At 45.0% G+C, this 24661-nt stretch carries 15 protein-coding genes and 1 pseudogene; 10 read left to right on the top strand and 6 right to left on the bottom strand.

Annotation, left to right across the window (positions count from 1 at the left end):
• Positions 1 to 361 precede the first annotated feature (361 nt).
• Complete coding sequence (locus tag RH949_RS20475) at positions 362 to 769, bottom strand: PIN domain-containing protein (RefSeq protein ID WP_446355732.1); 408 nt, start codon at positions 767 to 769, stop codon at positions 362 to 364.
• Positions 766 to 1014 carry a hypothetical protein gene (locus RH949_RS20470; RefSeq protein WP_006100365.1) on the bottom strand — a complete coding sequence of 83 codons (249 nt, stop codon included), beginning with the start codon at positions 1012 to 1014 and terminating at the stop codon, positions 766 to 768. Before RH949_RS20470 ends, RH949_RS20475 begins: the two co-directional genes overlap by 4 nt.
• Positions 1015 to 1853: 839 nt before the next feature.
• On the opposite strand from RH949_RS20470, the gene RH949_RS20465 reads away from it, so the two are divergent.
• From RH949_RS20465 to RH949_RS20445, 5 genes are all read left to right on the top strand, one after another.
• Positions 1854 to 3035: a phosphotransferase family protein gene (locus RH949_RS20465; RefSeq protein WP_446355729.1), complete on the top strand. Its 1182-nt coding sequence runs from the start codon at positions 1854 to 1856 to the stop codon at positions 3033 to 3035.
• Positions 3036 to 3070: 35 nt separating this feature from the next.
• On the top strand, positions 3071 to 4162 hold the full coding sequence (locus tag RH949_RS20460; protein WP_446355727.1) for a T3SS effector HopA1 family protein: 1092 nt from the start codon (positions 3071 to 3073) through the stop codon (positions 4160 to 4162).
• A gap of 438 nt (positions 4163 to 4600) precedes the next feature.
• On the top strand, positions 4601 to 4801 hold the full coding sequence (locus RH949_RS20455; RefSeq protein WP_446355725.1) for a hypothetical protein: 201 nt from the start codon (positions 4601 to 4603) through the stop codon (positions 4799 to 4801).
• Between the two features lie 419 nt (positions 4802 to 5220).
• Positions 5221 to 5463 (top strand): mersacidin/lichenicidin family type 2 lantibiotic, encoded by a 243-nt coding sequence (locus RH949_RS20450; protein WP_446355723.1) that lies wholly within the window; start codon positions 5221 to 5223, stop codon positions 5461 to 5463.
• 115 nt (positions 5464 to 5578) lie between these two features.
• Positions 5579 to 8857, top strand: coding sequence for a type 2 lanthipeptide synthetase LanM family protein (locus tag RH949_RS20445; RefSeq protein ID WP_446355721.1), 3279 nt, complete (start codon positions 5579 to 5581; stop codon positions 8855 to 8857).
• 189 nt (positions 8858 to 9046) lie between these two features.
• On the opposite strand, the gene RH949_RS20440 is transcribed toward RH949_RS20445, so the two are convergent.
• The 4 genes from RH949_RS20440 to RH949_RS20425 all read right to left on the bottom strand — a co-directional run bounded on the left by RH949_RS20440 (position 9047) and on the right by RH949_RS20425 (position 15368).
• Complete coding sequence (locus RH949_RS20440; protein WP_446355719.1) at positions 9047 to 9790, bottom strand: peptidylprolyl isomerase; 744 nt, start codon at positions 9788 to 9790, stop codon at positions 9047 to 9049.
• Between the two features lie 650 nt (positions 9791 to 10440).
• Positions 10441 to 11952: an HlyD family efflux transporter periplasmic adaptor subunit gene (locus RH949_RS20435; RefSeq protein WP_446355717.1), complete on the bottom strand. Its 1512-nt coding sequence runs from the start codon at positions 11950 to 11952 to the stop codon at positions 10441 to 10443.
• Positions 11953 to 12027: 75 nt separating this feature from the next.
• Complete coding sequence (locus tag RH949_RS20430) at positions 12028 to 14736, bottom strand: peptidase domain-containing ABC transporter (protein ID WP_446355715.1); 2709 nt, start codon at positions 14734 to 14736, stop codon at positions 12028 to 12030.
• A gap of 14 nt (positions 14737 to 14750) precedes the next feature.
• Complete coding sequence (locus tag RH949_RS20425; protein WP_446355713.1) at positions 14751 to 15368, bottom strand: helix-turn-helix domain-containing protein; 618 nt, start codon at positions 15366 to 15368, stop codon at positions 14751 to 14753.
• 729 nt (positions 15369 to 16097) lie between these two features.
• On the opposite strand from RH949_RS20425, the gene RH949_RS20420 reads away from it, so the two are divergent.
• The 5 genes and pseudogenes from RH949_RS20420 to RH949_RS20400 all read left to right on the top strand — a co-directional run bounded on the left by RH949_RS20420 (position 16098) and on the right by RH949_RS20400 (position 24052).
• On the top strand, positions 16098 to 18059 hold the full coding sequence (locus RH949_RS20420; RefSeq protein ID WP_446355711.1) for an alpha-1,4-glucan--maltose-1-phosphate maltosyltransferase: 1962 nt from the start codon (positions 16098 to 16100) through the stop codon (positions 18057 to 18059).
• Between the two features lie 136 nt (positions 18060 to 18195).
• Positions 18196 to 21582 carry a maltose alpha-D-glucosyltransferase gene (gene treS, locus RH949_RS20415; RefSeq protein ID WP_446355786.1) on the top strand — a complete coding sequence of 1129 codons (3387 nt, stop codon included), beginning with the start codon at positions 18196 to 18198 and terminating at the stop codon, positions 21580 to 21582.
• 313 nt (positions 21583 to 21895) lie between these two features.
• Positions 21896 to 22591, top strand: coding sequence for a hypothetical protein (locus RH949_RS20410; protein ID WP_446355709.1), 696 nt, complete (start codon positions 21896 to 21898; stop codon positions 22589 to 22591).
• Positions 22592 to 22672: 81 nt separating this feature from the next.
• Positions 22673 to 22864, top strand: a pseudogene (locus tag RH949_RS20405) (alpha-amylase family glycosyl hydrolase); the annotation flags it as partial.
• A 273-nt stretch (positions 22865 to 23137) separates the two neighbouring features.
• Positions 23138 to 24052 carry an Rpn family recombination-promoting nuclease/putative transposase gene (locus RH949_RS20400; RefSeq protein WP_446355707.1) on the top strand — a complete coding sequence of 305 codons (915 nt, stop codon included), beginning with the start codon at positions 23138 to 23140 and terminating at the stop codon, positions 24050 to 24052.
• The last annotated feature ends 609 nt before the right edge of the window (positions 24053 to 24661 follow it).

Raw genomic sequence — 24661 nt, 5'->3', positions numbered from 1 at the left:
ATTCCTAACCTGATATTTATTTTATTGTGTTTTGTGTCCTGTAATCCTGTAATCCTGTAATCCTGTAGGGGCGACTCGCCCCACTATCGTTACCGGGAAATCCATTACTTTTATCGACTCGCCCTCTTCCTTGGTTCACCTGTTGCCAACGATAACTCGGTGGGTTAGGTTGGATAGTTAATTAAATGGTTTGTTTCTGGGATTTAATCCCGCCTAACCCACCCTACGGTTTACGGGTGATCGGGGTCTATAGGACGGCATATTTTTCCATGATATAAAATTACCTAAAATCAGAAAGAAAGTCAAGCACTAATTCTATTTTTTTCGCCGCGATTTCCCCGATCTCCCTTCGTGATCATCGTCAAGATTGACTCCAGTCTTGCCATTCTAGCCCTTCAATTCGGCTAAAATGACGCTGGTTGTGGGTAATGAGAACTAGATTATTGGCAACTGTAGTACCAGCAATTAACAGATCAATATCATCGACAGGCGTTCCATCTTTTCGCAGGCTAGCATAGAAGTCTGCTGAAAGGGTGACAGATGTTTGGGTGAGGGGCAAAACGGTGTTTTGAGTGGCAAATTCTAGAAATAAGGCAAGTTGCTTGTGGGCGTCGCGATGGTTTAAGCCACTGAGAATTTCGTAGTAGGTAATAATGCTGAGGTTGATTTTACGATATTTGTTCAGATAGGTCTGAACATTAGAAACGACGGCTGGATTGCCGCGAAAAAACATGGATAGAATGTCAGTGTCAACTAAGGCTGGCTTCATCGGTTTTGCCTCTGTTGAAATGCTTGCTGACGGCGCTGGGAAATGTCGTCTAAGAAGTCAGTATAGGTTTCGTTGGGTAGATCTTGCCAGCAACCTGCGAATTTCATGATCAGTTGGCTGGGAGAATGGGCAGGTTCTGAACGTAGTCGGAATGTATGAATCAGCTCTAATAGTTCAATCAGTTTATCATCGGGAACACTCTGGATTTCTTGCAAAACTTTGGTTCTTAGTTCTGAACTATTCATGAGTCAGTCGTCCTCCATTAATGACTTAAGTAGTCGGACACAATTAAAGTTAACGGTTGAGATTAGGAAGGATCAGGGAACAGGGAACAGTAAGAGTTTGAGGCTTGTTAACATTTCTTAGCACGTCGGGGATGGCGGGGTAGTTTGCGATCGCGCTTCCATATATCAGACGCTGTAAGCTTTGATTGATGGTCAACATAGCACCCTCTGGATTTGAAGTTTAGGTCATTCCTAACCTGATATTTATTTTATTTTATTGTATTCTGTGTCCTGTGTCCTGTAATCCTGTAACCTTGTAACAACTTGGTAGGGGCGAGTCGCTGCACTATCGTGACGGGGAGAGGCATTAATTTTATCGACTCGCCCTCTTCTTGGGTTTACCTGTTGCCAACGATAACTCGGTGGGTTACGGCGGATAGGGAATTAAAGGGTTTGGGAAGTCAATTGAGTACCGCCTAACCCACCCTACGAGAAATGGTTATTAAGGTTGATTGGGGTATATGAGGACGGCACATTTTTCCCTTTTATAAAATTACATTTAATCCGAAATAAAGTCAAGGGCTAATTCTATGTGCCGATAACACAGTAGTTAATCAGACATAATTCTGTCAATTAAAGAACATATCGCATCCCCAACGGCAACTCTGGCAAGCGCTTCACTTGCTTATATTCCAGCACTGTTTATGGATTTGTGGGGATATCCACGCATTCTGGCAGAAGACAAAATTTTATAAATTTACGCCAATTAATTCATCCGCCAATACTTCACAAACCCGGGATTGAAAATAAAATGAAACCTAAGATAACCACTGAATTCATGAAGTCAGACCTAATCAACGATGCAATTAAGCTCAATTAATCTCCCCAACTATTTAATCCGCCTGGGGCTATGTCCACCAGAAAAGCAAAATCAGCTCATTATTAAACCCGTTGCGGCGAAAAACTTTAACCTCTTAGTCACCTTACCCGACGGTAAAAAACTCCTAGTTAAGCAAGAACGGTATAATCAGGACGGGAAAACAGCCGGAGAATTTAGTCAAGAATGGCGGATTCAAGAGTTTTTACAGCACTTTCCTGAACTTACTACCCTTCACCCCTATCTACCCCAGATACTGCATTTTGACCCGGGGGAATCAATCATCATATTCCGCTACTTAGACGAGTACCGCGACTTAATGGAATTCTACGCCCAAGAGACAATCTTCCCGAGTGCGATCGCGGCGTCTATTGGTACCACTCTAGCAACCATTCATCGCACCACCTTTAACCGAGACGACTATCGGCAGTTTTTCTCACAAAAGTCTCACACTCTCCCCGAAACCGTACCCAACCTGATTAGCGGACTAGAACGAATCACTCCAGACATCTTTGGGCTGGTTCCCGTCGATGGACTCAAATTCTTTGCCCTCTATCAACGATACGACAGTTTAGGAAACGCGATCGCCCAACTCGGCAAAACCTTCACCCCCAGTTGTCTCACCCATAATGACCTGAAACTCAATAATATCCTGCTGTCTAACCACTGGGAACAATCGCGCGATCGCAGAGTACGATTGATTGACTGGGAACGTTCTCATTGGGGAGATCCAGCCTTTGACGTAGGAACTCTCATCGCCAGCTATATCCAAATTTGGCTGGATAGTTTAGTCATCAGCAACGCTCTGAATATTGAAGAATCCCTGCGGTTAGCTACAACTCCCCTCGACCAACTGCAACCCTCAATTGCCAGCTTAACCCAAGCCTATTTCCACAACTTCCCCGAAATCTTAACACACCGCCCCACCTTCTTACTCCAAATCATTCAATTTGCAGGTTTAGCCTTAATTCAACAAATTCAAGCAACAATTCAATACCAAAAATCCTTTAGCAACTCAGGAATCGCCATGCTACAAGTCGCCAAAACCTTACTCTGTCGTCCCCAACAATCCATCCCCACCCTATTTGGCACCATGGCTACTAATCTAATACCCCCAAACCCCTCCCCCAACTCCCCCGAAACCCTCTGCGCCCCTCTGCGTTAACCTCTGCGTTCCTCTGCGTTAAAAAAAAGAAAACCATGCAACTCCTAAACATCCCCACCCATTCCCTCCTCGACACCTTACAAAACATCGCCAACACCATAGAACTCCAAGCCAACTTTTCCATCCATCATCCCAACTACAAACCCTTTGAACTACCCCAAGAAATAATTAACCGTCTCCAGAAAATGCCCCCAGACATCCAACAACGCTACTGGAGTCTACAACTACGTGGCTTTCTCTACGGGATCTACTACAATCAATCCCTAGAAAATAGCCTCGCCCTGAATACCGATAACCCAGCCTTACCCCTCGACCTAGAAAATAATACCCTTTTAGGATTAGACTTAAACTTCTATCAACAATTACACGATCACAATCAAGGAACCGGTTACTTTGACCCCGGTTGGTTCGTCCTCAAACAAGAATCAGATAACACAATTGTCGTCAGCAAAGGCAGTTTAAAGCTGCATATTGAACCCCAACGCCATCTCCACCCCAACCAAGCCGCAGCTATTGGGGATACCGTAGCGATTCGGATGCCCAAAAACCTGATCCAAAACGGATTTTACATGGCAGTAAGTAACGCCGGAACCCAGAGTGAACCCACCTTAAATCATCCCTCAGAAACCGTGCGAATTTACGTTAACCTCACCCCAGACGGGGCGGTTTCGGTCATGGATAGCCTAACTCAGAAGTTTAACGCGATTAACCTACCCTTTACCTTTAAAGTCCTGTATAACCCCGCCGACTACGGACGTTATGATTCCGGAGTTTTCTACTTCGATAAACCCAATTACCCCACGGTTTGCCAAGTGTTGCAGGTGATCTATGAGGAAAATCAAGCCCATTTTAAACCCCAAGTTCCCCTATTTACTAAAATACTCGCCCCCGGATTAGGGTTAGCTGAAGAACCCGATACCAAGTTTGGCACACAAGAAAGTTTTGGCATGAACCGCTGTCAACTGGTTGCCAATGGATTACTAGAAGCTTGGCAAAACGGGGATAACTCCCCAGACGGGCGAATGCAGGCAATTCTCCAACAGTTTTCCCTGTTTGGGATTGACATAAACCGTGCCTATCTCAATGCCAATTCTGACGATAATTATACACCTTTACTGGGTTCGTAGTAGGCACTTGAGTGCCATAAGCGCTAAAGCGCTTACTACAAACTCTAAAATCATTATGCACATAACTAAATAAATCGGACAAAATAATATAATTAGGACTTACGAAAAGCCTCTAATCGTAGGGTGTGTTAGCGTTCGCAGAGCGTTCCCGAAGGGTAGCGTAACGCACCTTAACCACTGCGTAAGTCCTAATAATTTTGACGCGATAAGTAGAACGATGGCAATAAACCCACATATATCAACTTATGTAAATAAGCCTCAACCCATTACAATTAGTAAATTTTTTTTTAGCTAATGAACCAGCATTAAACATTATTTTAATGTCTTTTTATATACTCGCTAGGCACTTGTCATTTTTATGTTAATTGATTAAGCTATTAATAGAAGCAAAAACAAATAATGCTTCTCAATTCAACGAATAAATCCAAGGAGATTGCAATGGCTACCATCAAAATTGACACTCTTAATCCAGTTGGTTCTGATTTGTTTAATGATTCAGAAAGTTTTCTTCATGATCTTCTTGATGAAGACATGATCTTCGGACAAGGACAATATTTGGCTTGGTCATCTTATTGTCAATGGAATGATGGAAAGGAAGGTGAGGTTTTCTGGGGGTTTTTTAAATGGGACGAGAAATAAGGAGTTCATCCTCATGTAAATCAGCTAAATCTATGGTTTCATCGGTTGGTGTTTAACGAGTCCTAAATATCTTCCTTTTAATTCAATCCCTGTCTCTCACCTTGTCAAGAGGCAGGGATAATTTTTGGGAGGTAGTTAACATGATATTATCCAAGCTTTTTGAGAAAAATATATAAACTTTTTGTCCGAATTATTTTTCATGCTCACGGAATTTACTCCCCAATACCAATAATATATAATTTAAATAATATACACATCCATGAAAGATATCGAAAGAACAAGACATTAATATAAGATAAAGTCTTTTTATTATTCAAGATTTTATTGATATATTCTGGTGCATTTGCTTCAATGTAATTGTCGATATTGATTTAAGCCTATCGACTAAAATTTGTTCATTTAAATCAAGGAAAAAATAAATGGCAAACATCGATATCATCCGTGCTTGGAAGGATGAAGAGTTCCGCAATAGCTTGAGTGAAGAACAGAAAGCACAGTTACCAGACAACCCGGCTGGACTGGTTGACTTGACAGATGAGGAAATCAATGGTGTCCAAGGAGGATTTACTTTCGCATCTACATTGAAAGGACGTTGTGGAGCTTTCTTTACAGCAACTGCCGAATGTTATTGTCCAAAAACAATTTGGTGGTGCAGGCGTTAGACCTAATTAACGTTTAGGTCAGTTCGGTAAGAAGAGGGATTGTTAAGATTCCTCTTCTGCACAAAAAGTTCCAGACTTGGAATAATTTTAAATCCTTTTCATTGATGTTAATCCTATGAATCAACCTGACTTTCAATCGGCTGCTTGGTACAATGCAACTCCCTTAACTGAGAGAATTGCCTTACTAAGTAATATGTCAAGCGGTTGCTGTCAAAGGGAAATTAATCACAAAATTGCTCAGCAGCGCATCCAGAAATGGAAATCAACGTCTTCCTTTAATAAAAGTAGTTGCTGGAGTCACCGCCTAGCCATAAATGGAATTACGGAAGATAAATTCATGGAAATTCTCGGCGAACCCATTCAGGCGGTTCAAAACTATTTTTCAACTCCGCCAGACTGGTTAACAGAAATTGCTGAAGCCTTGACTCGTCCTCATCTCGGTTTAATTCCACTCCTAGAAGAATTGCCAGATCAAGAAGCGACTGGATTTCTAAATGTCTTTGCACCTTTTATTAATCAAGCACGCGATCGCCTCCATCAAGAAATCCAAAAATTAATCCCAACCTACCCGAATCTTCCTTTTGACCCCAATACAGTTGCAGATTTGTTCCTCGCCAGTCTTTCAGAACGCCTGCTGTGGATGGTGAGTCGGACAATGGTTTTAGAACTGAATGTAGCGCGTCTACAAGGGTTATTACAAGGTAACACCCAAGATGAGCGATTTCAGAGTTTTTGGCAACGCCTGTGCCAACGTGACACTCTGATTTCTCTTTTAGAAGAATATCCGGTTTTGGCGCGTCAAATTGTAATTGGTACTAATCAATGGGTCAAATTTAGCCAAGAATTCCTTGAACATCTGTGTCACGATTGGTCAATAATTTGTGCCACATTCAGCCCCGATAAGCAACCCGGATTATTGCAACAGATAAAGGGTAGCTTGGGTGACACCCATCGGGGCGGACGTTCGGTGCTAATTGCTCAATTTGCATCAGGTTTAAAGCTCGTATATAAGCCCAGATCACTTGCCGTCGATGTTCATTTTCAGGAATTACTAACTTGGCTCAATCAACGGGGGAATCATCCACCATTCCGGATTCTCAAACTATTAAATCGCGGCAATTATGGTTGGGTTGAATTTGTGGAGGCGGCTGGCTGTACTGATACAGCAGAGATTCAGCGTTTTTATGAACGACAGGGAGCCTATTTAGCGCTTTTGTATGCGATTGAAGCGACTGATTTTCATTTTGAAAATTTAATCGCTGCTGGGGAACATCCAGTCTTAGTTGATCTGGAGTCTCTGTTTCATCCTCGTCCTGAAAGTCTAGAAGCAACTCAATCTGACTTACCGACTGATCACAAAATTGCTTATTCTGTTTTGCGAGTTGGATTACTTCCGGAACGCTTTTGGACAAATGCTGAATCCGAAGGAATCGAAATGAGTGGTTTGGGAGGAAAAGCGGGTCAATTGACACCAAGTCCGGTTCCTTATTTAGAAGCAGTGGGAACCGATGAAATGCGGTTTGCTCGCAAGCGGATGCCAATGCCAGGACGTCAGAATCGACCAAGGTTGAATGGTGTTGACGTGAATGTCTTAGACTATACTGAAGCCATTCTAACTGGCTTTACTAACATTTATCAATTACTGCTGCACTATCAAGATGAGTTATTGGCTGAAAATGGACGGTTAGCCTGTTTCGCCGAAGATGAAGTGCGTTGTATCCTCAGACCGACTCGCACCTACAGCCTGTTACTTTCTGAAAGTTTCCATCCTGATTTCTTACGCAATGCTTTAGAACGCGATCGCTTTTTTGATCGACTGTGGGCAGAAATTGAGCGACACCCCTATCTAGTCAGGGTGATTGCGGCTGAACAGAGAGATTTGTGGCAGGGTGATATTCCCATGTTCACCACCCGCCCGAATTCGCGGACGATTTGGAGTAGCTCTAACGAACCCATTGGCGATTTCTTTGGTGAAACAGGTATGAGTTTAGTGCAACGTCGTCTCCAGCAACTAAGTGAAGCTGATTTGCAGCAACAGCGATGGTTTATTCGTGCTTCTTTAACAACATTAGCCATGGCAGATGAACAAGCGCAGTGGACTCGTTATCATCTGAGTGAAGCCAAAAATCCTGTGACTCGTGAACAACTATTAATCGCCGCCCAACAAATTGGCGATCGCTTAGAGTTTCTGGCGTTGGGTGAACAGCAAAATGTCTCTTGGATTGGCTTAACGCTAATCGCTCAAAAGCACTGGATTCTGACTCCATTAGGAATCGACCTTTATGATGGTTTAGCAGGTATTATTCTCTTTCTTGCCTACCTTGGCAATGTCACTAACCAAAAGCGTTACACCGAATTGGCAAAAGCGGCGTTGAAGACGATGCAACGTCAGGTGGAGACTCAAAAAGCATCGATAACCGCGATCGGTGGTTATAGTGGCTGGGGCGGAATAATCTATACTTTGACCCATCTGGGGATTTTGTGGGATGAACTCGAACTCTTGGCTGAGGCGGAATCACAGGTTGAATTACTTCCCGATTTGATTACCAAAGATGAACAATTCGATATCATCGGCGGTGCTGCTGGTTGTCTGATCAGTTTGCTCAATCTGTATCGCTGTAAACCATCTCAACGCACACTTGCTGTGGCAATTCAATGTGGCGATCGCCTGATTACCTGCGCTCAACCGATGAACCAAGGGATCGGATGGGTGTCCACAGGTGTGGGAAAAAGACCTTTAACAGGGTTCTCTCACGGCGCTGCGGGTATAGCATGGGCGTTGCTGGAACTTTCAGCAATGACAGGTGAGCAACGGTTTCACAAAGCTGCACTGGGAGCGATCGCCTATGAACGCAGTCTCTTTTCTGGGAAAGTCGGAAACTGGCCCGATTTGCGTGAGTTTGAGAATACAGTTCTCTCAGATAACAAACAGATAGATATTTTTATGACAGCTTGGTGTCATGGGGCGCCAGGAGTTGGATTAGGTCGATTACGTTCTCTATCCTACCTTGATGATTCCCAAATTCGTGTAGAGATTGACACCGCCCTAAACACGACTCTGACTCAAGGATTTGGCATGAATCACTCCTTGTGTCATGGCGATCTCGGCAATTTGGAACTGTTATTGCAAGCTAGTCTCATCCTGGATCACCCCCAGTGGAAAACCCAAGTTAACCGCTTGGCTGCAATTATTCTCGAAAGCATCAATCAGCAGGGTTGGCTTTGTGGAGTACCATTAGGCGTTGAAACACCAGGATTGATGACTGGGCTAGCCGGTATTGGATATGAGTTGCTACGTTTAGCAGAACCAACTCGTGTTCCCTCTGTGCTGGCGCTTGAACATCCGTTACTCAACCGCATAGAACAGAAGGCGCGATTCCTCTCAACTGTTTAGAGCGTCGGTCAAGTCGAAGTATTTGACATAAGATACAAGATGTGAATATTGTAGGGGCGCAAGGCTTGCGCCCTATCAACGTGGGATATTTTATACCGATGTTGTGGTTTTTTCCAGGATACCAATAGATAACAAGAGGTAAGGGCACGACAGTGTCGTGCCCCTACATTACACCCAGAATAAAAACACCTAAGATTCGCCCATAGCCGTCACCACCTCCACCTCCTCAACCTGTCGCTTTAACCACCCTTCAAACAACTCCGAAAGAATCTGATAACGTAGCTTGTCATTCAACTCTGGCTGAATAATCTCCTCCACTTTAATCAAATGTACCCCCTTAGACATGACAATTGGCTTCAAAACCTCCCCTGGTGTCGCCGCAAACACTTTCGCCGAAATCTCTGGTTTCATCTGCTGGCGTTTAACCAATCCTAAATATCCTCCCTTGCGCCGTAATTCTTCCTCCTGAATATACTCCTGAGCAATCTCCGCAAAACTGGTTTCTGCTTCCTGAAGTTCATAAAATAACTCTAGGGCTAAATCTTCATCATCCAAAACCACTTCATACATTACCGCCCCTGCATAGTCTAACTGATGTTCATAAAACCAGGGTTCTACTTTATCGCCAAACAAATGTTGGGCTAATTTCCCGGAAAGGACATTGATATAAACCATTTCTTCAAAATCATCCAAAGAAAGGGCAAATTTTTGCAGCCACGCCCAGGTGTCATCCGCATTAAGCAGTTTATTCATGAACCGCATTTGATCTGCTGCTTGTTGTAATTCGGTGATTTCAACCTGGATACTGGCTTCAGTCGCGGCTGAGTTAATGATTTTGCGGGTGATGATTCCTTCAACAATTGTGGGAATCTGACAGGCGATTTTGAGGTGATGCAGGATGTCTTGGTTGGTAATTGTGATGGCTTGTGACATAATTTTTCTCCTAAATAATTAGAGGTTTTTGGATGAAAATTGCTGGGGAGTTAATACGACTTGGAAGCCTGTATTGAACATCCGGAGATCCCCCCAAACCCCCCTTCAAAAGGGGGGCTTACTATTCCGCAGCATGACAATAAGCAAAGTATCATTGTGTTTCTCCTGTACGATAAGCTGTTCAGCATTTAAACCTTAATATCAATAAGGGCGAAATTCTTGCCGTAGTGCGAGCATCTTGCTCGCTACATTGAGCATCTTGCTCGCTACATTGAGCATCTTGCTCGCTACATTGAGCATCTTGCTCGCTACCCATTCCCAATTTAAATGCCTGACAGCTTAAAAGCGAAGCATCCTTTGGTCTCCCCGTGCAAAAAAAGCGAAGCATCCGCTGGCTTCCCCCTTTTTAAGGGGGACGGGAGGGGGATCGAAAAGGGGGACGGTAAGGGGATATACAATGTGCTAGTGGGTTAGGTTTTATGGCACTAAAGTGCTTACTACGAACTTGGTTTTTATGGTACCAAAGTGCCTACTACGAACTTGGTTTTTATGGTACCAAAGTGCCTACTACAAACTTGGTTTTTATGGTACCAAAGTGCCTACTACAAACTTGGTCTTTATGGCACTAAAGTGCCTACTACGAACGAACGTCAAAGTTCTAATCCTCCTTTTTGTAACTTCTTAAATGGGTCAAGAATAAAATCAATTATCTTCCGCCGCCGCACGATGACTTCAGCCGTGGCTGTATCCCCCGGTTTCAAGTCTAAACATTGATTTTTGGTGGGAATACAGGTCTGATTTAGCTCAATTTCTAACTCAAAACTGGTTACTTGACCCTGGGCGGTTTCGGTGACTTTAGAGGTGGGCGATTTGCGAATTAGTTTGCCCTCCACCACACCATAATCCTGGAAGGGATAGGCATCAAATTTGAGCTTCACTTCCATTCCTTCCTGTAATGCGCCACTTTCAGCCGTGGGCATTTGGGCTTTGAGAATTAGGGTGGAACCCTGGGGCGCAATCTCGGCAATTAATTCTCCCGGTTGTACCACCGCCCCGACTCCTTTATCGGGTAAACCAAAGACGGTACCGCTTTCTGGTGCTTTGAAGACTCGCTGCTTGAGTTCAATGTCTTTGGCGGCAATTTGGCTTTCGCTTTGCTTGATTTCCGCCTGGAGTGTGCTAATCTGAGTTTCTAGGTTCTTGAGTTGTTCCTGTATTTTTAGAACCGCCAGTTTACCGGAATGAACTAGGGTATCATAGCTTTTTTGTTGCTCCTGTAGGCGCAGTTTTGCCTGCTCAATTTCGGCTTGGGTTTGATGGAGAATTCGGTCATAACTGCCTTGTTGTTCTTTGAGCCGTAACCGGGCTTGGGAGATGTCGGATTTGGCTTGAACTAAGCGTTCTGTGTTGACTTTTACCAGGTTTTGTGTTTCAGTAAAGCGGTCAGTAGAAATGGCGCCAGCATCAAAGGCGTTACGGTATCGTTTGACTTTATCTTTTGCCTCGATTAAGTTAACTTTGGCTTGATTGTAGGCGGCTTGACTGGAGGCGATGGCTTGTTTGGCTTGGTTGACTTGCGCCAGTTTTTCGGCTTTTTCCAGGGTGTAGGTACTCGCTAGGGCGTTCAGGTTTTGTCTGGCTTGTTCAATTTGAGACTGTTTTTCTAGTTCTTGGGATTGGTTTTGCTGCTGCTGGGTATGGAGGGCAATGTCTAACTGGTTTTTGAGGATGGCTAATTGATTGAGGCGATTTTTTTGACCGTCTAATTGACTGCGAAGTTGCTCAATTTCTGACCGCACGATGTCGGATTCGAGGGTGAGTAAGGTTTGTCCAGTTTTGACGCGGTTTCCTTCAATAACGGGGAGGTTTATAATTGTACCCCCGACGGAGGATTCCAGTTTTACGGTGGGTTCTTTGGGTTCTAATCGCCCTCTGGCACTTCCGGTTTCTTCGACTTCGGTTAACATTGCCCAAGGAAGTGCGATCGCGGCAAACAAAATTAAGAAATATAACAGTCCCCGCGTCCAAATTTGGGGTAAGGTATCTAGTAGTTCTTTTGTTGCATAGGACCAGTCGGAGGGGGGATTTTTTTGGGAAACGCAGAGGTTCGCAGAGGTTGGCGCAGAGGTTCGCAGAGGGGTGGGAGTTTGATTGGAGTTCATGATGTAGAGATGGGCTTTTGAAGTGTCTGATGAATGACGAATGACGAATGACGAATGACGAATGACAAATGACAATTATTCTGTCCGATCCATTTGTTGCTGGTTGAGGTAATAATAATGACCGCGTTTTGCCATTAATTGCTGATGGGTGCCACTTTCAACTAAAACTCCTTTATCTAGGACTAAAATTAAATCGGCTTTGCGAACTGTAGACAGGCGGTGGGCAATAATGAACGTGGTTCGTCCTTGGAGAATGGTGTTGAAATTGGTCTGAATAATTCGTTCCGATTCAGCGTCTAAATGAGACGTGGCTTCATCTAAAATAAGTAAGCTAGGATTGCCTAATAATGCCCGCGCGATCGCGAGTCGTTGTCTTTGTCCTCCGGATAACATTCCACCCCCTTCTCCTATCTGGGTTTCGTAGCCCATGGGTAGCTTTTTGATGAACTCATCCGCCCCGGCTTGTTGGGCGGCGGTGATGATTTCGTCTAGGGTGGCTGAGGGATGACCAATGCTAATATTCTCCCGGATGGTGCTACCAAAGAGGAAAGTATCTTGATCTACAACGCCGATTTGTTGACGCAAAGATTGTAGGGATAAACTGGTGATATCTTGCCCATCAATTAAGACTTTTCCATCTGTTGCTGGATACAGTCCTAAAATTAACTTTGATATCGTGGTTTTCCCGGAACCACTGCGTCCCACTAGGGCGACGGTTTGACCGGGTTTGACGGTAAAACTTAAGTTTTCTAGGACATTAATGTCGCTTTCGGGATGATACCGGAATGTCACCTGATTAAACTGAATTTCTCCCTTTAAATCAGGTAAACTTTGCCGCACTGATGCCTGTAAATTTTCTTCGGGTTCGGTATCAATGACATCATTAATCCGCTCAACGGCAATGATTACTTCCTGTAACTGATTCCAGAGTACAGTTAATCGTTCAAAGGGCGTAATTACGTTGCCGATTAACATATTAAATGCTACTAATTGTCCAATCGTCAGTTCGTTTTGAATCACTAACGACGCGCCAAACCAGAGTAACCCCGTCGTCACCACCGTTTCTAGCGTTGAGCTAAAAATTTGCAAGCGGTTGCTAATAATCTGCCCAGAAAACATCTTTTTCACCGATTGCAGCAGATGTTCCTCCCAGCGCCAACGCACGGTTTGTTCTACCGCCATGGATTTTACGGTGCGAACCCCGGTGAGGGATTCAATTAGATAACTATTTTCTACTGCAAAAGCATTAAAGATTTCTCTGGAAATGCGGCGCAGGAATGGGGTGGCAATTAGGGCAAGTAGGATAAATGGCGGGACAATCACTAATGCCAAAAGTGCCATTTTCCAGCTATACCAAAACATTAACCCCACGTAAACAAACACCGTGAGTAAGTCAAGTAAAATGGATAGGGCTTCCCCGGTAAGAAAACGCTGAATCTTCTGGTTTTCTTGTACCCGCGACATAATATCCCCCACATAACGAGACTCAAAGAAGGAAAGGGGGAGGCGGAAGGTATGGCGAATAAAGCCGACAATTAGGGCTAAGTTAACTTTATTCGCGGTATGGTCTAATAAATATTGCCGCAATCCGGTCATAGCGACGCGGAACAGACCAAAAATTAGCATCCCTAAACCAACAGCGGTTAAGGTGAGGTTACTACCTTGGACAACCACGCGGTCTAATAGAAGTTGGGTGAATAGGGGGGTAATTAATCCGAATATTTGAATTAGCAGGGAAGCAATAAAGACTTCCAGAAGAACAAATCCGTGGGGTTTAACTAATTCAAAGAATTGCCAGAAGGGAGTCGTCGCTTCCTCGGTTTCCTGTAATAAGGCGGTGGGTTGCAACAGGAGAGAATAACTTGTCCAACTGGCGTTAAATTCCTCAGGAGTAAGACCGCGTTGACCAATGGCTGGGTCGGCGACAATCACCTGATCTGCCGTAATTTCATAGACAACGATATAATGGTTTCCGTCCCAGTGAACAATTGCTGGAAGCGGTTGTTGGGCGAGTTGGTCTAAACTGGCTTTTACGGGTCGCGTGGAAAAGCCAATACTTTCAGCGGCGGCGGATAGTCCCCGTAGAGATGCCCCATTGCGGTTAACATTGGCGATATCTCTGAGGCGGTTTACACTTAATTTTTTTCCCCAATACCGACCCACCATCACCAAACAAGCCGCCCCACAATCTGAGGCACTTTGTTGGGCATAAAAGGGATAGCGGCGCGTGATCCGCTGCCAGAGATGACCGACTGTCTGGGTAGGATTGGGAAAGTAGGCTTTACTGATGGTTTGCTGCCCGTTTGTTAAGGGTTCGGGGGTGTCCACCTCCTCTGGAATAACTGGGGGGACAGCTAAATTATCCCCGGAACTAAACTGGGAATTCCTGACCTTTGCCCGATGATAAAGATGGTCTCGAATATGAGGATGGTTTTGGACGAGGGAAAAGAGGAGGGTTGGGGGAATGTAGGATAATTGGAGATGACGGGATGCCCTAGCGGAGTAGGGTTGAAAGGGTTCATCGGGAAAAAAGGTGACTTCACCAAAGGTGTCTCCAGGTTTCAGTGTGGTAATCAGTTCACCGTTGGCATCAATGAGTCTAACTTTCCCGGTAATAATCAGATAAAGTCCGGCTTCAGATTGATCCGATTGCCAAAATTGACCGAGTTGGGGTTCAAGGATTTTGATCTGTTTCAGACAGTTAGTGAATTGTGATTCACTAAAATTATGTCCGAGACAATCACTAAGGTGTTGACGGGAAATTCGGGGGGGAGTTTGTACCATAATGGGTTTGCACCTCAACTCATTTTAATCGGATTGAATTGCCAGACATCCTGGGTTTTTGGGGTATGGCTGGGGGTGAGGTTGCTAATCACAATCCGTTTATCTGAATCCTCCTCTGCATCAGGGGGAGTGTCGGGTTGAGGGGGTTTGGGGCGAGTCGAGAGTCCCATTTTTTTCAACAATCGATTAATATGGCGATCGCTAACTTCAATGCCAAATTCTCTAGCCAGGTGTTGGCTTAACTTCTGGGCGGTCCAGTTGCGAAAGGAATAGCCTATGTCGCGGGGATTCTGAGTGACTAATTCTTGTAAGCGTTGCAGATACTCTTCATTCACCGCTTTAGGACGTCCAATCGGATGAGATTGCCAATGATGCGCCTCGCCACTACGGGCTATCAGCATCCAATGTCGGGCGGTGATGGGGGAACAGTTCAACGCCTGACAAATTTGGGCTTGGGTTTTCCCCTCGTCCGCCATTAGCATGATTTGCAGGCGCTGGCGATATTTTGGCGATAAATCTTCTTGCAGATTTTTTTGCAGTCGTTTGCGCTGAAAGGGAGTGAGGTATTCACCGCCCGATTTATGCAGAGTGCGGCGTTGACCCAGGTTGGGTGGGGATTGGTGGCTGGACATTTCTATGGTTGCGTTGGGGATGGGCAGGGATTTATCACAAGGATTATCCCTTTTCTCATGGAAATCACTTTGTATAAACTATATATAAAATAGACAGAGGTTCTCTGTCAAGACAAAAAATACATTGTTTTGGGTTTTGTCGCCAAATGCTTTTATAGCTTGGGTTTTAGTTTATATACAAAGTGAGTATTATCCAAGCAAGAACCCCGACTTCTCTGAGAAGTCGGGGTTCTGAGAGACCTCACTTACTTCCCTAGACAGAGGGTTGAAACCATTGCCCATTGCCCATTGCCTATTGCCTATTGCCTCTCCCCACCACAAGACTTATTCAGCAGCCCCTACCTACTTACTGCTAAACCAACCGAGTTCATCGCCATAAACCATCAAACATGAACCCGGTGACTGCGCCAATATCCTTTCTGAAAAAAATAACTCTTCCCTGGGTCAGATGCGTCGATTGACCGTTTCCTGTAGTCTACTGTGTAAGCTTTTCGACTATAGTCTCATTTATTAACATTTTGCATAGAAATCTTGACATTAATTCGTAAAGTTAACTAAGGTAGCAGTCGGACAGGTTTATTGAAACGCTTTACAGTTAGGTAGTTACACCAACTTCAGTTCCTTAGCCAGAGTCAAAGGAACAAGAGTAAGGGCTGAAGGATAAAGCGGTATGACAGTAAGGGGCACCTGCGACTGTTTTAGAAGCAAAAGCTAAAGGACGTGTTGATCATGCTGCCATTGCCAGAGGAAGGTCGGAGACGAGTTCAAATCGAGGGTGTGTTGCCCCAAATTGATGGGGGTCGTTTTGCCATCAAGCGGACAGTTGGGGAACGAGTCCATGTGGAAGTGGATATGTTCTGTGACAGTCATGATGCTGTATCGGGTGTCATTTTATACCGTCCCCAGAAGTCGCAAACCTGGTTTGAGGTTCCCCTGTCGCCAACGGTGAACGATCGCTGGCAGGGAGAGTTTACTGTATCAGAGATGGGGGATTATGTCTATACCATTATGGGCTGGGCTGACCACTTTAAATCCTGGCAACGGGACATGACCAAAAAACTGGCAGCCGAACAGGATGTGTCCGTTGACTTGCTGATTGGGGCAAACTTAGTCGAAGAGGCGGTGAAACGCGCCAGTGGGGATGATGCGGCACAGTTAAAAACCTGGGTCGCGACACTGCGATCGCAAGATGTCGCTCAACCAATTTTAGGCGATAAAGCCATTTCCCCGGAACTAGCCACCCTAATGGCAAAATACCCCGATCGCAAATTTGCCAGCACCTACCACAAAGAACTGAAAATTATCGTAGACCGAGAACGGGCAAAGTTTAGCACCTGGTACGAAATGTTTCCCCGTTCCGGTGGTGAACCGGGCAAACACGGCACATTCAAAGATGCCCAAGCCCGCTTACCCTATATTGCCAGTATGGGGTTTGATGTTCTTTATTTACCCCCGATTCACCCCATTGGCAAACAATATCGCAAAGGCAAAAATAACACCAATGTCGCCGAACCCGATGATGTGGGTGTACCCTGGGGTATTGGTGCAGCCGAAGGCGGACACAAGGCGGTTCATCCCCAATTAGGAACCATGGCTGACTTTGAGGACTTTGTCGCCAAAGCCGCCGAACATGGACTGGAAATTGCCCTAGACTTAGCCTTCCAATGTTCCCCCGATCACCCCTACGTCAAAGAAAATCCCCAATGGTTCCGTAGCCGCCCTGATGGAACCATTCAATACGCCGAGAATCCGCCGAAAAAATATCAGGATATTTATCCGATTGACTTTGAAACCCCAGACTGGCAAAATCTGTGGCAAGAACTGCGGAGTGTCATGCTCTTTTGGATTGAAAAAGGCGTGCGGATTTTCCGAGTCGATAACCCTCATACCAAAGCTTTTGACTTTTGGGAATGGGTGATTGCGGATTTGAGACAAACCTATCCCGATTTAATTTACCTCTCGGAATCCTTTACCCGTCCCAAGGTGATGTATCGCCTCGCCAAGTTAGGATTTACCCAATCCTATACCTATTTCACTTGGCGTAATAGTAAGTGGGAAATGACCCAATATCTCACCGAACTCACCCAAACCCCGGCTTATGACATCTTTCGCCCTAACTTCTGGCCCAATACCCCCGATATTTTGCATGAGTTTATTCAGCATGGAGGACGCCCTGCCTGTATTATTCGCTTAGTCCTAGCGGCAACCTTAACGGCAAACTATGGGATTTATGGACCAGCGTTTGAAGTCTGCGAAAATCGGGCGCTCAAACCCGGTAGCGAAGAGTATTTAAACTCGGAGAAATATCAGATTCGGGAGTGGGATTTAGATAGTCCTTATACAATCAAAGACTTGATTAGCCGGGTCAATTTTGCCCGTCGGGAACATCCCGCGTTGCAAAGTAACGGCAGTTTGCGGTTTCATCACACGGATAATCACCATATTATTTGTTACAGCAAACAGACTGATGATTGCAAGGATGTGATTCTAATGGTGGTCAGTTTTGACCCTCAATGGATGCAAGCGGGGTTCATTGACTTGCCCTTAGAATCCTTAGGGATTGACCCCTATCGGGAATACTATCTCCATGATCTACTCAGTGATACCCACTACACCTGGTTTGGCGGACATAACTATGTGGAACTCAATCCTCAGGATATTCCAGCACACGTTTTCTGGGTAAGGCAATAAAGAGCTGAGGGAGATGGGAACAGTAGGGGTTTGGTCTCCAAACCTCATTTCCGATGTAGGGGGAGCAGGGGAAGCAGGGGAAGCCAAGGACCAATGACCAATGACGAATCAACCAGGAACAACTACCAAAGAAAAAATGCTTAACTCGATCTTAAAAGATGATCCGTTATGGTTTAAAGATGCCATCATCTATGAAGTGCCAATTCGTGCCTTTGCCGATAGCAATAGCGATGGAGTTGGTGACTTGCGCGGATTGACATCGAAGCTGGATTATTTGCGGGATTTAGGGGTCACCGCCATCTGGACATTACCCTTTTTCCCCTCTCCGCTGAAAGATGATGGCTACGATATTGCCGAATATAAAAAAATTAATCCCATTTTTGGCACAATCGAAGACTTGCGAGAGCTGTTAGAGGCGGCGCATCAACGGGGGATACGGGTAATTATTGAGTTAATTGTTAACCATACCTCCGATCAGCACCCCTGGTTTCAACGCGCTCGCAAAGCCCCCAAGGGAAGCAATGAACGGGATTTTTATGTTTGGAGTGACAACCCGGAAAAATATAAAGATGCCCGGATTATTTTCCAGGATTTTGAACATTCTAACTGGGCGTGGGACCCGTTAGCGAAAGCCTATTACTGGCATCGCTTCTACTCCCATCAACCTGACCTCAATTACGAAAATCCGGAAGTAGGTAAAGCCGTTTTGGAGGTTGTGGATTTATGGTTAGGGATGGGGGTAGATGGACTGCGGATGGACGCTGTGCCGTATCTGTATGAACAAGAAGGCACAAGCTGTGAGAATTTAGCCGCAACCCATGCGTTCTTAAAACAGTTACGCGCCCATGTTGATGCCAAGTTCCCCAATCGGATGCTGTTGGCTGAGGCGAATCAGTGGCCCGAAGATGCGGCGGCGTATTATGGGCAGGGGGATGAGTGCCACATGAATTTCCATTTTCCCCTAATGCCACGCCTGTTCATGTCCTTAAAGATGGAGGATAATTTCCCCATCATTGATATTCTCAACCAGACGCCGCAAATTCCCAATAACTGTCAGTGGGCATTGTTCCTACGAAATCACGATGAACTGACCCTGGAAATGGTCAGCGATGAAGACCGGGACTACATGTATAAAGTGTATGCAGAAGACCCGCAGGCACGGCTTAATTTAGGGATTCGTCGCCGCCTCGCACCACTGATGGGGAATAATCGCGACCAAATTCAATTGATGAATGGGTTGCTGCTGTCTCTTCCGGGTACGCCAGTCTTGTACTACGGAGATGAGATTGGTATGGGCGATAATATTTATCTGGGCGATCGCAACGGGGTACGCACACCGATGCAATGGAGTGCGGATCGCAATGCTGGCTTCTCGCGCACGAATCCGCAAAAACTCTACGCTCCGCCGATTGTTGACCCAGAATATCATTACGAAGCGATTAATGTGGAAGCGCAGCAGGGGAATCCCAATTCCCTGTGGTGGTGGATGAAGCGGTTAATTGCTACCCGCCAGCGTTTCCAAGCCTTTGGGCGGGGGACGTTTGAGTTTCTCCATCCCGATAACCGTAAAGTCTTGGCATTTACCCGCACTTATGCGGGGGAACATATCTTAGTGGTTGCCAACTTGTCGCGATTTGTGCAAACCGTGGAATTGGATCTCTCGGCATTCCAAGGGATGGTGCCAGTGGAGATATTTGGACGTACCCAATTCCCAGCGATTGGTTCTGCATCCTATTTCCTCAGCCTTACCCCCCATAGCTTCTACTGGTTTACCCTCCAGTTGCAAGACACTCTAGCAGAAACCCCCAGTTCCCAAGTTCAACCGCCGACACTGAGGGTGAGTGGCAAATGGCAAACGGTATTTTCTCAACCGATTTTAAAGACCACCCTAGAGTCAATTTTGCCCAACTATCTCTATACTTGTCGCTGGTTTGGGGGTAAGGCAAGGACAGTGCAATCGGCAGAGATTGTGGAAGCCATTCCCGTCTCCTATAAACAAACCGAGGCGGAGTTAATTTTTATCAAACTCGAATACACTGAGGGTATCCCAGAAACCTACATTCTGCCCTTAGCTTACGCGCCAGGAACGGAACTGGGTGGCGATGGGTCGAACATTCAGGCAAATCAAGTCATCGCCTATCTCCAGGTTGAGGGACATGAAGAGGTGGGCTTATTATTCGATGCGGTAGCTGAACCGGACTTTTTAGCCTTCCCCTTAGATGCCGTTCATCACAAGCATCGCTATAAAGGAAAGGCGGGAACCTTAGTGGCTACAGCAACAGACGCCCTGGCTGAACTGATGCAGGAGGCGACTCACCTGGAGCCGCATCTGCTCAGAGGCGAACAAAGTAATACTTCAATCGTGTATGGCGATCGCTTTATTTTAAAGCTGTTCCGCAAGGTTGAGGAAGGAATTAACCCAGACTTAGAAATTGGGCGTTTCCTCACCGAGAAAAAAGTCACCGAACATTTTGTTCCCGTGGCGGGGGCGTTGGAGTATCGTGGTGCCAACTCAGATACAATCACCATCGGCGCTTTGCAAGCATTTGTTCCCAATACCACCAATGCTTGGTCTTATACCTTAGATTCCCTGCGCGGCTATTTTGAGCAAGTGATGGTATTGCCCGGATCAGATTTACAGGAAATGGAACTCCTCTTACCTTCGGCTGTGGAGTCGCTGGATAGAACTGATCCGCCCTTTGGCTACAATCTGATTGTTCCCTATTTGGATACAACCCAACTGTTGGCAAAGCGAACCGCTCAATTGCATATTGCGTTGTCCTCAGATACGGAGAATCCTAACTTTGCCCCGGAACCGTTTACCTCGTTCTATCAACGGTCTGTGTATCAGTATATGCGGAACCTGACGGGTCAGGTTTTACTGCTACTGAAAAAACGGATCGAGGTATTACCGGAGGAAACTCAGCCTTTAGCCCAAACCATTCTCAACCGCCAAGAGCAGATTTTAGGACGCTTTAAAGCCATAGTCAATCTGCAAATTACGGCGATGCGGACTCGTTGTCATGGGGATTTCCATTTAGGACAAGTCTTATATACGGGGAAAGACTTAATTATCATTGACTTTGAGGGAGAACCCGCCCGTCCATTAAGTGAACGGCGGATGAAGCGATCGCCTCTGCGAGATGTGGCGGGAATGCTGCAATCGTTCCACTATGCGGTGACTCTGGGTTTACGCAATGAAATTGACAGTGGTATGATTCGCCCGGATAATCTCTCGGTGATGGAACAATGGTCCGGGTTCTGGTATTCCTGGGTGAGTGATACGTTCCTGAAAACCTATCTGGCGACAAGTGCAGGTCATTCGTTTATTCCGGAAACGACTCAGGAGTTGCAGGTGCTGTTGGATGCTTATCTGTTTGAGAAATCGATTTATGAGTTAGGCTATGAACTCAATAATCGACCGAAGTGGGTAGATATTCCCTTACAGCGCATTCTCCAGTTGCTGGAGTCAGTGCCAATGTCCGGGGAACAGATGAGTTTCCAAACGCCGCCGATGAGGTAGACAGGTAAGGGAGATGGGGAGATGGGGAGATAGGGTGAGGGGGTGAGGGACTAATATTGGTTATTCTCCCTAGTGCAAGAAGGCAGAAATAACTGAACAGCTAATATCTCCCCCCGCTTCCCCTGCTCCCTCTGCTCCCCCTGCTTCATCGTATCTACGAAGCTGCTCAAGTATTTTTATGCCCGCTGCACTAGGTTGACAGCAAAATCCGCCCTGTGTGTAGGGGCGGGTTTTATTATTAACGTTTAGTTTTCACCCTGATATCACTAAACCCGCCCTGATTAGAGTGCAAGTCATCTTCAACAAATGACGAATGACGAATGACAAAAGACAAATTTTGACGCGGGTAGGTATTGTGCTGATCGCTTGTGGGATTCTCGAGTTCGCCTATTTTTGGTCTACGCTTGATGATCCGCAGTGCATATTATCATCAAATCCGAGTCCAACATCTTCATCACCTGGATCGGCAATCTTAGTGGTATTGGGTGTGTTGTTCCTTCGGGGAAATCTGCAAATCGTTTCCCTAGTTACATGGTTTGCTGCCTTAATTCTCGCGTACTTCGCCAGCAATCTGATCCGACTTCCCTTTTTGTTTCCGACAGACTTTTGGGAAATTGCATTTCGCGTTGATCCAGTGAGCAATTTTCTGCCAACCCTAGTTCAGATTATAGCGATCGCTGTTGCTTTCTGGGTCTACACACAACTGCGTGCTGCACCTATCGTGTCAGCATTGGTGCGATCAGATCATTTGCACTCTGCTCCCCCTCTAATGCTGGCATTCATCTTGGGGATAGCGCTTGTCGCAGTACCTCTGAGCATCAAGTTCTTCTACTTGAAACCAGATAGTGCAATTGAAGCTAAAGCCGTGGAGATAGCGCGAATAGAATACGGAGACGGTTACAAGTATCACATCAGAGGCATAATCCAGTCAAACGGACAGATACGGGCTTGTCTTAGCGCATACAACGAACAGGAGATAAAAGTTGTTCCAGTCGAGTGGGAACCCTAAGTACCTGGACATAAATTAGGATTAGCCTCAACATTTAGAGGGATTCTTCACTCCGCTTCGCTGCGTTCAGAATGACAGGAGGCGCTGATTCTGTCTTTACCAGGGAGTTGTTGTCTGTATCAAGGGGATGAATTAGGACTTCCCCAAGCCGAGGTTCCCTATGAGAAAATGCAAGATCCTTTGGGAATTGCAGCGTATCCGGTGATGAAAGGGAGAGATGGTTCTCGTACTCCGATTCCTTGGCAAGCTGAGGCGCATCAGGCGGGGTTTACGACTCCCGGATTTCTCACCACAATTGTCCAAAGACTTATACAACCTGGCTTGACGGTACAATAAGGCTTTCAACACTCTGTCGAAATTTAGGTTCGGTCAAAAATGCTCGAAACATCCTCTAGGTAAAGGTTTCAAGGACTAAGATGGCAAAACTTGTGAGAAATGCGGGTTGTAGTGCGAGCATCTTGCTCGCTACTAATACCCAATTTAAATGCATGACAGCGTGGTAAAATTCAACCATATTAAATATATTTAGGCTTAAATGGGGGAAGTATGAAATTTATCAGTCCCAAGGTCGATTATGCCTTTAAAAAAATATTTGGCTCTGAACAAAGCAAGGATATTTTAATCAGTTTTCTCAATGCGATAATTTATGGGGGCGAGAAGATTATTCAATCTTTGACAATTATCAATCCCTATAATCCTGGTCAGGCAATGACCTTAAAAGACACATATTTAGATATAAAAGCGGTTTTATATGATGGGTCTATTGTCGTTATTGAAATGCAAATAGCGCGGGTGAGTGCTTTTAGTAAACGAGTTGTTTATAATTTAAGCAAAGCTTACACCAATCAGTTAGGTATCGGCGAAGACTATCTCAGTCTGACCCCGGTGATTGCTGTCACTATCACCGATTTTATCCTGTTTAACCAGACTCCTGATGTAATCAATCAATTTATCTTTCAGGAAAAAACGAAAAAAATTGCCTATCCCGATACCGAATTGCAACTCATTTTTATAGAATTGCCGAAATTTCGTAAAACCCTGTCAGAATTAAATAGTTTAAGCGATAAATGGATTTATTTTATTAAAGAAGCTGCTACCTTGGATGCCATACCCGATAATCTAGGAGAAGTCCGTGAGATAGAACTGGCTTTAAATATTGCTAACCAAGCCAAAATGACGGTAGAAGAGTTAGACATGGTTGATCGCCGAGGGATAATGTTACAAGATGAGAAAGGGCGGATAACTTATGCAAAAGAAGAAGGTAAAGAAGAAGGAAAACTCACGGAAGCGATCGCGTTAATCCTGCGTCAACTCAAAAAGCGTTTTGGTGAGATTAATATCGCGATAACTAGCCAAATTGAAATGTTATCGATTGAAGAGTTGGAACGTTTAGGAGAAGATTTTTTAGACTTTAACCGTTTAGCAGATTTGGAACATTGGCTGGAAGAGCGATCGCGCTGAACATTCCTTAACAACTTCGGCAGATCAGAGCGAGTATTATGTCAATTTTTTAGGTTGGGTAAAGCGTAAACGTTACCTAACCTACCCTAACTCTTGAATCATTATCGCTGTTTTCTGCATTGGCGGAAACAGTAGTTGGTGTTGCCGAAAGTTGATAGCTGTTTTTCCTCTCGTTTCGGGCATCCTCAGTATTTTTACTTATTGACAAATAATACTTTATTTACTTTCTTAGGCAAGTATTTTGATAAGTTTTACATATTCTTTTCTAAAAAATAATAAATTCCTTAAATCAGCGAAAGAGTAAGAAACGTAAAGCGTTAAACTAGCAAACGTGTATTAAATCTTGAAACGAGGGCGACCTCCTTTACCTGCCGAAAATTGTTTCTGGTCAGAGATAATTTCCTTTAGCCAAACTGTTTTGTCTGAATGGGCAGATTGATTATCAGTGAATTCATCAGTAACACACTCTTCACCAACCTTGCCCTAAAAGGGACAAGGATTGACCAAGCCAGTTTGGACAACGTAAGAGGTGAATAGCTTTTTGAGCCTAGTCCTGGTACAGACTTCCGAATACTTCCCTAGTTCGGACTATCTCTAAGCCTAATTGGT

It is taken from the genome of Coleofasciculus sp. A1-SPW-01 (genome assembly GCF_040217205.1).
Lineage (GTDB): Bacteria > Cyanobacteriota > Cyanobacteriia > Cyanobacteriales > Coleofasciculaceae > Coleofasciculus > Coleofasciculus chthonoplastes_A.
The sequence above is the reverse complement of the archived record's forward strand: the minus strand, read 5'-3'. Positions and strand labels throughout refer to the sequence as shown.

Coding starts and splice junctions, on each gene's coding strand:
- RH949_RS20440 (WP_446355719.1), bottom strand. CDS start 9,790: ATGTCACAAGCCATCACAATTACCAACCAAGACATCCTGCATCACCTC.
- RH949_RS20450 (WP_446355723.1), top strand. CDS start 5,221: ATGGCAAACATCGATATCATCCGTGCTTGGAAGGATGAAGAGTTCCGC.
- RH949_RS20475 (WP_446355732.1), bottom strand. CDS start 769: ATGAAGCCAGCCTTAGTTGACACTGACATTCTATCCATGTTTTTTCGC.
- treS (WP_446355786.1), top strand. CDS start 18,196: ATGCTTAACTCGATCTTAAAAGATGATCCGTTATGGTTTAAAGATGCC.
- RH949_RS20410 (WP_446355709.1), top strand. CDS start 21,896: ATGACGAATGACAAAAGACAAATTTTGACGCGGGTAGGTATTGTGCTG.
- RH949_RS20455 (WP_446355725.1), top strand. CDS start 4,601: ATGGCTACCATCAAAATTGACACTCTTAATCCAGTTGGTTCTGATTTG.
- RH949_RS20400 (WP_446355707.1), top strand. CDS start 23,138: ATGAAATTTATCAGTCCCAAGGTCGATTATGCCTTTAAAAAAATATTT.
- RH949_RS20435 (WP_446355717.1), bottom strand. CDS start 11,952: ATGAACTCCAATCAAACTCCCACCCCTCTGCGAACCTCTGCGCCAACC.
- RH949_RS20425 (WP_446355713.1), bottom strand. CDS start 15,368: ATGTCCAGCCACCAATCCCCACCCAACCTGGGTCAACGCCGCACTCTG.
- RH949_RS20465 (WP_446355729.1), top strand. CDS start 1,854: ATGCAATTAAGCTCAATTAATCTCCCCAACTATTTAATCCGCCTGGGG.
- RH949_RS20445 (WP_446355721.1), top strand. CDS start 5,579: ATGAATCAACCTGACTTTCAATCGGCTGCTTGGTACAATGCAACTCCC.
- RH949_RS20430 (WP_446355715.1), bottom strand. CDS start 14,736: ATGGTACAAACTCCCCCCCGAATTTCCCGTCAACACCTTAGTGATTGT.
- RH949_RS20460 (WP_446355727.1), top strand. CDS start 3,071: ATGCAACTCCTAAACATCCCCACCCATTCCCTCCTCGACACCTTACAA.
- RH949_RS20420 (WP_446355711.1), top strand. CDS start 16,098: ATGCTGCCATTGCCAGAGGAAGGTCGGAGACGAGTTCAAATCGAGGGT.
- RH949_RS20470 (WP_006100365.1), bottom strand. CDS start 1,014: ATGAATAGTTCAGAACTAAGAACCAAAGTTTTGCAAGAAATCCAGAGT.